At 53.5% G+C, this 7,145-nt stretch carries 7 protein-coding genes; all 7 read right to left on the reverse strand.

The genetic code is table 11. From position 1 onward, the window contains the following. Positions 1-141: 141 nt before the first annotated feature. A complete protein-coding gene (locus ABGT74_RS05570; RefSeq protein ID WP_346704802.1) occupies positions 142-915 on the reverse strand; it encodes an SDR family NAD(P)-dependent oxidoreductase in 774 nt (257 codons plus the stop codon). A 36-nt stretch (positions 916-951) separates the two neighbouring features. Beyond that, positions 952-1,995, reverse strand: coding sequence for an alcohol dehydrogenase catalytic domain-containing protein (locus ABGT74_RS05575; RefSeq protein WP_346704803.1), 1,044 nt, complete (start codon positions 1,993-1,995; stop codon positions 952-954). A 31-nt stretch (positions 1,996-2,026) separates the two neighbouring features. After that, on the reverse strand, positions 2,027-3,310 hold the full coding sequence (locus tag ABGT74_RS05580) for a TRAP transporter large permease (protein WP_346704804.1): 1,284 nt from the start codon (positions 3,308-3,310) through the stop codon (positions 2,027-2,029). 37 nt (positions 3,311-3,347) lie between these two features. Next, positions 3,348-3,797: a TRAP transporter small permease subunit gene (locus ABGT74_RS05585; RefSeq protein WP_297283668.1), complete on the reverse strand. Its 450-nt coding sequence runs from the start codon at positions 3,795-3,797 to the stop codon at positions 3,348-3,350. Beyond that, the gene (locus ABGT74_RS05590; protein ID WP_346704805.1) at positions 3,781-4,785 is read right to left on the reverse strand and encodes a TRAP transporter substrate-binding protein; all 1,005 of its coding nucleotides are present in this window, start codon (positions 4,783-4,785) and stop codon (positions 3,781-3,783) included. Before ABGT74_RS05590 ends, ABGT74_RS05585 begins: the two co-directional genes overlap by 17 nt. Before the next feature lie 41 nt (positions 4,786-4,826). Continuing rightward, complete coding sequence (locus ABGT74_RS05595) at positions 4,827-6,074, reverse strand: enolase C-terminal domain-like protein (RefSeq protein ID WP_346704806.1); 1,248 nt, start codon at positions 6,072-6,074, stop codon at positions 4,827-4,829. Positions 6,075-6,343: 269 nt separating this feature from the next. After that, positions 6,344-7,060, reverse strand: coding sequence for a FadR/GntR family transcriptional regulator (locus ABGT74_RS05600; RefSeq protein WP_297283671.1), 717 nt, complete (start codon positions 7,058-7,060; stop codon positions 6,344-6,346). Positions 7,061-7,145: the final 85 nt, after the last annotated feature.

Consider the following 7,145-nt stretch of genomic DNA (forward strand, 5'->3'; position numbering starts at 1 on the left):
AGGCTATCCTTTTTACATCATATATGCTAAAAATCTGGGCTGAAAATATCAACTTTCAGCCCAGATTTCTTTTGGTCAACAGGTCCACTAAATTACTCAAACAGATTACACGATCTTGGCTTTTCCAACCTATGTTAATGATTATTTTACCAAATAACCGCCATCGACCGGAATCGTCGCGCCGTTGAGGTAATCCGACGCTGCGGACGCGAGGAACAGCATCGGACCCTTGAGGTCGTCCGGGGTACCCCAGCGGCCAGCAGGGATACGGACCGTGCACTCGTCCTTGCGTGCCTGTGTCATGTTGGCGCACATTTCCGTATCCATATAGCCCGGGCAAATGCAGTTGATATTGATATTTCGGCCTGCGCAGTCAACCGCGAGGCTCTTGGTCAGCTGCGAAACCGCACCCTTAGAGGCGGTGTAAGCCGGTACGGTCGTACCGCCGAACCAGGTGACCATCGAACCGATCGTGATGATCTTGCCGCCGGTCGGCTGCTTGAGCATGATGCGCAGTGCCTTCTGGATCATCAGGAACACGGCGTTGAGGTTGATGTTGAGCACCAGATCCCACTCCTCTACCGGGAACTCCTCGGGCAGGTGGCGACGCTGTACGCCAGCCGCAGGAATCAGGATATCCAGCTTGCCATCCAGAATCTCCATCGCCTTGTCGAAGATGGTGTCAATCTGTGCACGGTCAGCCAGATTGCCGCATACACCGTACGCTTCATAGCCCATCTTGCGGTATTCTTCGCAGACTGCCTCCAATTTCTCCTGCTGAATGTCGATCAGCACAACTTTGCAGCCGTTTTCGAGCAGACCTTCCGCCATGCCGCGAGACAAGCCCTGCGCGCCGCCGGTGACGATCGCGTGCTTGCCGGAAACATCAAACATTGTTTTGTAATCGTATGCCATTTTCAAACGCTCCTTCTCAATTTATAGTACGGAAACTTATTCATCAAACAGAATGACCATCTTTTTGGACTCCGCACAGGGGTGATCCATGTAGTAAAACACCTTTTCGATCTGGCTGAACGGAATAAACATGGTAGCAATGCCCTCGGTGTTAAACTCCTTTTTCTCCATGCGCTCAATGGTGGGCTCAAACTGATAGCAGGACATCCGCGAGCCGATCACGTCCAGCTCACGCTGGTTGATCATAGCCTGCGTAATTTCTTCCTTAGCAGTCGAGAAGCCCATCGGCACCATGCGGCCCGCGTTGCACAGGATGCCCGGCTGCATGCACATGGTCAAAGAGCCAGGGAAGCAGGCCGAGTCGAACGCAACAGTAACGCCATGGCCTTCGGTGATTTCAGAGATGCGAAGCAGCACATCTTCCGTCTTGGAATTGATGACGTAGTCTGCACCGTATTCCTTGGCGCGTGCCAGAGAAGCATCGTCAATATCACAGCAGATAACGGTCTTGCAACCCTTGGCTTTGCAGGTCTGCAAAATAATCGAGCCAATCGTGCCCGTTCCAAGGATGAACACCGTATCCTCGGGTACGATACGCGCACGGGCGGTGCAATGCGCACCAATCGCATACGGCTCAACCAATGCCGCATCCTTCCAATCGACGCTGTCGTCGATCTTGTACACCTCGGAGGCCGGAGCGGTGAAATACTCACGCCAGCCGCCATCCGCACCGGAGCCGCGCACCGAGACATGTTCGCACACATTCTTGCGGCCGATGCTGCACTGATAACAAGTGCCGCAGGTATGGATCAGGTCTACAATGACATGATCACCCACCTTGACATTCTTAACGTTCGCGCCGACCTTGGCGATTACGCCTGCATTCTCATGGCCGGGAATACGCGGATAGGTTGAGCAGGGATTGAGGCCATGATAAATGTGATGGTCACTGCCACAGACACCAGCCGACTTCATTTGGATGAGCACCTCATCCTCGTTCTGCAGTTCAGGCACCGGCACCTCACGCACTTCAAACTTGTGCGGCTCCGGAATTACGACACAGCGCATGGTTTCTTTCATTATTCATTACTCCTTTTATGTGAACATGCCATCAGGCAATCAGGTTGGGCAGGAAGGTGGACAGGGCAGGAATCATCGCAAACAGAATGCCACAGCCGATCTCTACCAGAACGAATGGCAGAACCTGTTTGGAAATGCCGCCGACTGTGCGACCGCTCAACCCGCAGGACACGAACAGGCAAGTGCCGAAAGGCGGTGTCGCCTGTCCCATCGCCAGCAAGAATACGAACCCCAGGCCGAACCGAATCGGATCAATGCCGAATGCTACCGCAATCGGGGCAAGGATCGGAGCGAGGATCAGGTTGGTTGCGCCAACCTCAAGGAACATGCCGCAGATACACAGAAGCACGATGACGATCGCCCAGAACATAGCTACGCTCGACACATTCGAGACCATGACCTCAGTGACAAACTGCGGAATCTGATAGTAAGAGATCAGCCAGCCGAACATCTGTGCAGTAACGACCAAAATCATCAGGTTAGATGTGTCGACCGCCGTGGTCTTGATGATCGACCAAACGCTCTTGAGTGTGATCTCTCGGTAGATCGCAAGGCATACGATCACACCGTATACAACCGCGACAACCGCAGACTCGGTCGGGGTGAAAATGCCGGCATAGATGCCGCCCAGAATGATGATTGGCATGATCAGCGCCCAAATCGCGTCCTTAAACGACATCAGGAAACGCTTGAACGAAAAGTGATCCGCCTTGGGAAAGTTGCTGCGCTTTGCCTTGATGAATGCCCACAGGCACAGAAATACGCAGCAGATAATGCCGGGAATCATGCCCGCCATCAGCAGTTCACCGACCGGCACGCCGGTGATATTGCCGTAAATGACCATGACAATGCTAGGCGGGATAACGATGCCCAACGTGCCGCCGATCGCCTGCACCGCCGCGGCATAATCCTCCGGATAGCCGCGCTTGACCATTTCGGGATACATCAGGCCGCCGATGGCCGCAGTCGTTGCGACTGAGGAGCCGGAGATCGCAGCAAAAAAGGTACATGCGACAATGGAAACAAGCGAAATACCGCCTGAAATCCAGCCGACCAGCGAGTCCGCAAACGCGACCAAACGCTTTGACAGGCCGCCTTTACTCATTACATCACCAGCCAGCATAAACGCCGGAATTGCCAGCATAGAGAAACTGTTGGAATTTGCGAAAATACGCTGCGCCAGCACGACAAACGTCAGTTTGGGGTCAAGCAGTACAGCCACAGCGCAGGCCAGACCCAGCGACCAGCTGATCTCCAGACCAAGCGCCATCGCAACAATCAGAACAACTATCAACGCAACAGCTGCTGTTTCCATAAATCAAGTCGCCTCCTTTTTCTGTTCCGTGCAGAATTCATACACATCGACAATGCTTGCCAGTACGTTCATCAAGTAACCTACCAGAATCACAGCATACAGCATATCCATCGGGATGCCCATGGCTGGTCTGATAGCTGCCGATCTGCATCAGCTTGTAGCTGCCGTAAACAAATACGGTGTTGACAAAAATCGCAACCAACTTACGCGCGAACAGCAGCGCAGTCGCCGCACTCCCCTTGAGATAGTTGTCGATGATCTCAATGCGCACAAACATCTTGCGCGTGATCGCCAGATTGGCGCCCAGCACGATAAGCGCAACAAACAGGTAACGCGACAGCTCCTCCGACCACGGCAGGCTGTAAAAAATCACAAAGCGGCAGAAGGTCTGCAGGAATACCACCGCGATCATGACAATCAGACAGACGCTGACCAGCGCGTCGAACACTTTCTGCACCTTCTGGAATGCATTACGAAACGTTTTCATCTTCATCCCCCTCGACTGCAAGCGCTTCAATGCGACTCATCACATCGCCGAACTGCTTCTCCCACTCAGCGTACAAGTCGGCACCGGCATCGATAAAGCCCTGCTTATCCGGATAGGTCACAGTCATGCCCTGCTCCTGCAGCTCGGTAATCACTTCCTCGTCCATCTGCCGGTTGACCTCGCGCTCGTGGATGCCGCACTCCATCGCGGTTTCGGTAAAGATCTGCTTGGTTTCCTCGTCAAAGCTCGCCCAGGTGCGTGGGCTGACAATCAGGAAAATCGTGGAGTAGGCGTGTTCGGTGATTGCCAAATGATCATTGACCTGCGCGACGTTGTTGGTCAGAATGACCGTACACGGATTTTCCTGTCCGTCAAGCGCGCCCTGCTGCATGGCGGTGTAAGCCTCGCTCCACGCCATCGGCGTCGCATCCGTGCCCATCGCGCGCCAGAAATCAATATGGATCATGTTTTCCATCGTACGGATCTTGAGGCCCTGCACGTCGTCGATCGAGTTGACGTCGACCTTGCTGTTGGTCAGGTTGCGGAAGCCGGACTCCCAAATACCCAGACCCTGCAGCTGGACGTCAGACAGCTTATCGAGGAATTCCTGCCCGATCTCACCCATGAACACCTTGTCGGCCTGCTCGTACGAAGTGATCAGGTAGGGGATGTCGAGCGCCTGAAATTCCGGGATGAAGTTACCCAGTGTGGACTGGTTAACAACCGAAATATCAATCGAACCCATCTGACAGCCTTCGATCGTGTCGATTTCTGCGCCCAGCTGACCATTATGGTATACCTCGATTTTGTATTTACCGTTGGTGCGTTCATAGATCAAGTCGGCAAATCGGTTCATCTCCTGACCGATCGCACCGGTTTCCGACGAGGTCTGCGCCATGCGCAGCGTTACCGTACCCTCCGGCCAATCAATGGGTTTTGTGTCCTGCCAGATGCTGCCCGCCGCGCAAACCAGTGCAGCGCAGGTCACAATGGCAGCAATGCTTTTTTACTCATCGCAGTCCCTTTCTATCAAGGCGTCTGTAAAGAGCCGTCGCGCTTTCGTGTCTGCGTCCAAGTCGTGACGGTATTCTCACAGGGATACTTTGCTGCTTCTTTTCCATCCAGATCAACGCCCAGACCCGGCTTGTCGTTGGCGTAAACGTAGCCATCGCGGTATTCCGGCAAGCCCGGGAATACCTCAAGCAGCGCACCATGCGGCCCCTTGAGTTCCTGAATGACGAAATTGGGCGGTTCGATGCCGCTCCACTCCTGCACGCCGAAGTTCTGTGCAGCCAAGTCGATGTGAATATTGGCGGCATGGGCCAGCGGGGACATATCGCCCGGGCCGTGCCACGCTGTGCGCACGCCGAACTGCTCGGCAAAAATCTGCAGCTTGCGCGCGGGCGTGATGCCGCCGATCTGGCTGATATGCACACGGATGAAATCAATCAACTGCTCGGTGATCAGCGTTTTCCACTCAGCCGTGTTATTGAACAGCTCACCCTCCGCGATCGGGATTGAAGTCTGGTGGCGCAATTCACGCAGCCATGCTGTCTGCTCGATGGAAACCGGATCTTCGAGGAAAAACAGGTCGTACGGCTCGAGCGCGCGAGCCAAGCGAATCGCCTCCACCGGCGCGATACGCTCGTGTACATCGTGCACCAGATTGATGTCATAACCGATGCGGCTGCGGATGCCCTCGAACAGCTTGACTGTATCTCGGATATACTGCCGTGCATCCAGATAAATCCCCTTAGGTGCATTTTCCGGCGCAGTAGCCGGAGTGACGCCGTAGCTATCGCCGCCATAGCCGCCGCATTGACACCGAATGGTCTGCAGCCCCATCTCTTTGAAGCGCAGAATGTTTTCGCACAGTTCCTCCAGATCACGGCCATCCGCATGCCGGTAAACCGGCACGCCTTCCCGGCATTTGCCACCGAACAGTTGATACAACGGCATGCCAGCCAGCTTACCCTTGATGTCCCACAGTGCCATATCCACGCCCGAAATGGCGTTGTTGCTGATTGGGCCGTTACGCCAGTAAGCGTTCTGGTGCATCAGCTGCCAAAGCTCCTCAATGGCTTCCGCGTCCCGTCCACGCAACAACGGATCGAGGTACTCCTCCACCACTGTTTTGACCGCCAGATGACGATATGCGAAGGTCGCACAGCCCAGACCATACAGACCTGGCTGGTTGGTCTCCACCTTGACTACGACCAGATTGATACCCTCTGGTGCTGTACAAATCACGCGAACCTTTTCTATTTTGACTGCCATAGTATTCTCCTCTCTAATCGCAACTTGTTTGACGTCTTACAAGTTATGCAATTAAAACGCAGAAGTCTCTCTTTTCCGCTCGTACTTGTCGGACAAGTTATGTTCTTAGTATACTTCTCTTTTTTCTTTTGTCAACTCATTTTCAGCAAATAAATCCATAAAAACACATTTTTCTCACTTTTCACAACACTTTGCTACCACTTATGTGAAATATGCACAAGAAGAGGCACTGCAATGGGGTCCTGCCCCGTTACCTGCAGTGCCTTGCCTTACTTTTTCGCTGTTTTCTTGTGCGTCTTTGTATTGGTTCGCGTGTTCAGCTTGTCGATCGCATTCTGCATATGCTCAAACATCAAATCATGCGCGCTATCCGCATCACCCGACCGGATGGCGCTCAGAATCAGTGTGTGATAGTATACGCCGTCACGATAGCCAAACAGTGAGCGCAGCTGTGAGTGGTTCTTACGCGTCTCGTCAAATACCTTGGAAATGCTTTTCTCCAAAATCGGATTCTGCGTCGCCGCACAGATGGCTTCGTGAAACTGCATATCGGCTGTAACGAACTCCTCCTGTCCCTCCGGCCCCTTATTGGCCGCCATGACATCCAGATATTTCTGTAGCTTCTCCAACAGCTCTGGGGTTGCGTTCTGCGTGGCCAGCCGAGCCGCCTCGCTTTCGATGATGCGTCGGAACTCCAACACCTTAAGGATATCCTTACAATCCTCCGAGGTGATTTTATATTCACTTTCGGTTTTTTCGTCTACCTGATTTTCCAGCAGGAATGTTCCCTTACCGTGCTGGCTCTCCAGCACACCCAAACCGATCAGATGCTGCAGCGCCGTGCGCACACTGGCTCGGCTGACACCGAGAATTTCAGTCAACTGGTTTTCCGACGGTATCTTCTCGCCGACTTTCCAGTTTCCCGCATTGATATTGTCTTTGCAATACTGCACGACCTGCTCTGTTACATTGCTGCGCGTGATCATTTAAAAGCGCCTCCCTGCCTCAGCATAGCTTTCCCCGTACGCAGTTGGGGTATGGAAACGCCTACCCTAAAAACGCGCCGAAGCC

The organism is uncultured Agathobaculum sp. (genome assembly GCF_963927765.1).
Lineage (GTDB): Bacteria > Bacillota > Clostridia > Oscillospirales > Butyricicoccaceae > Agathobaculum.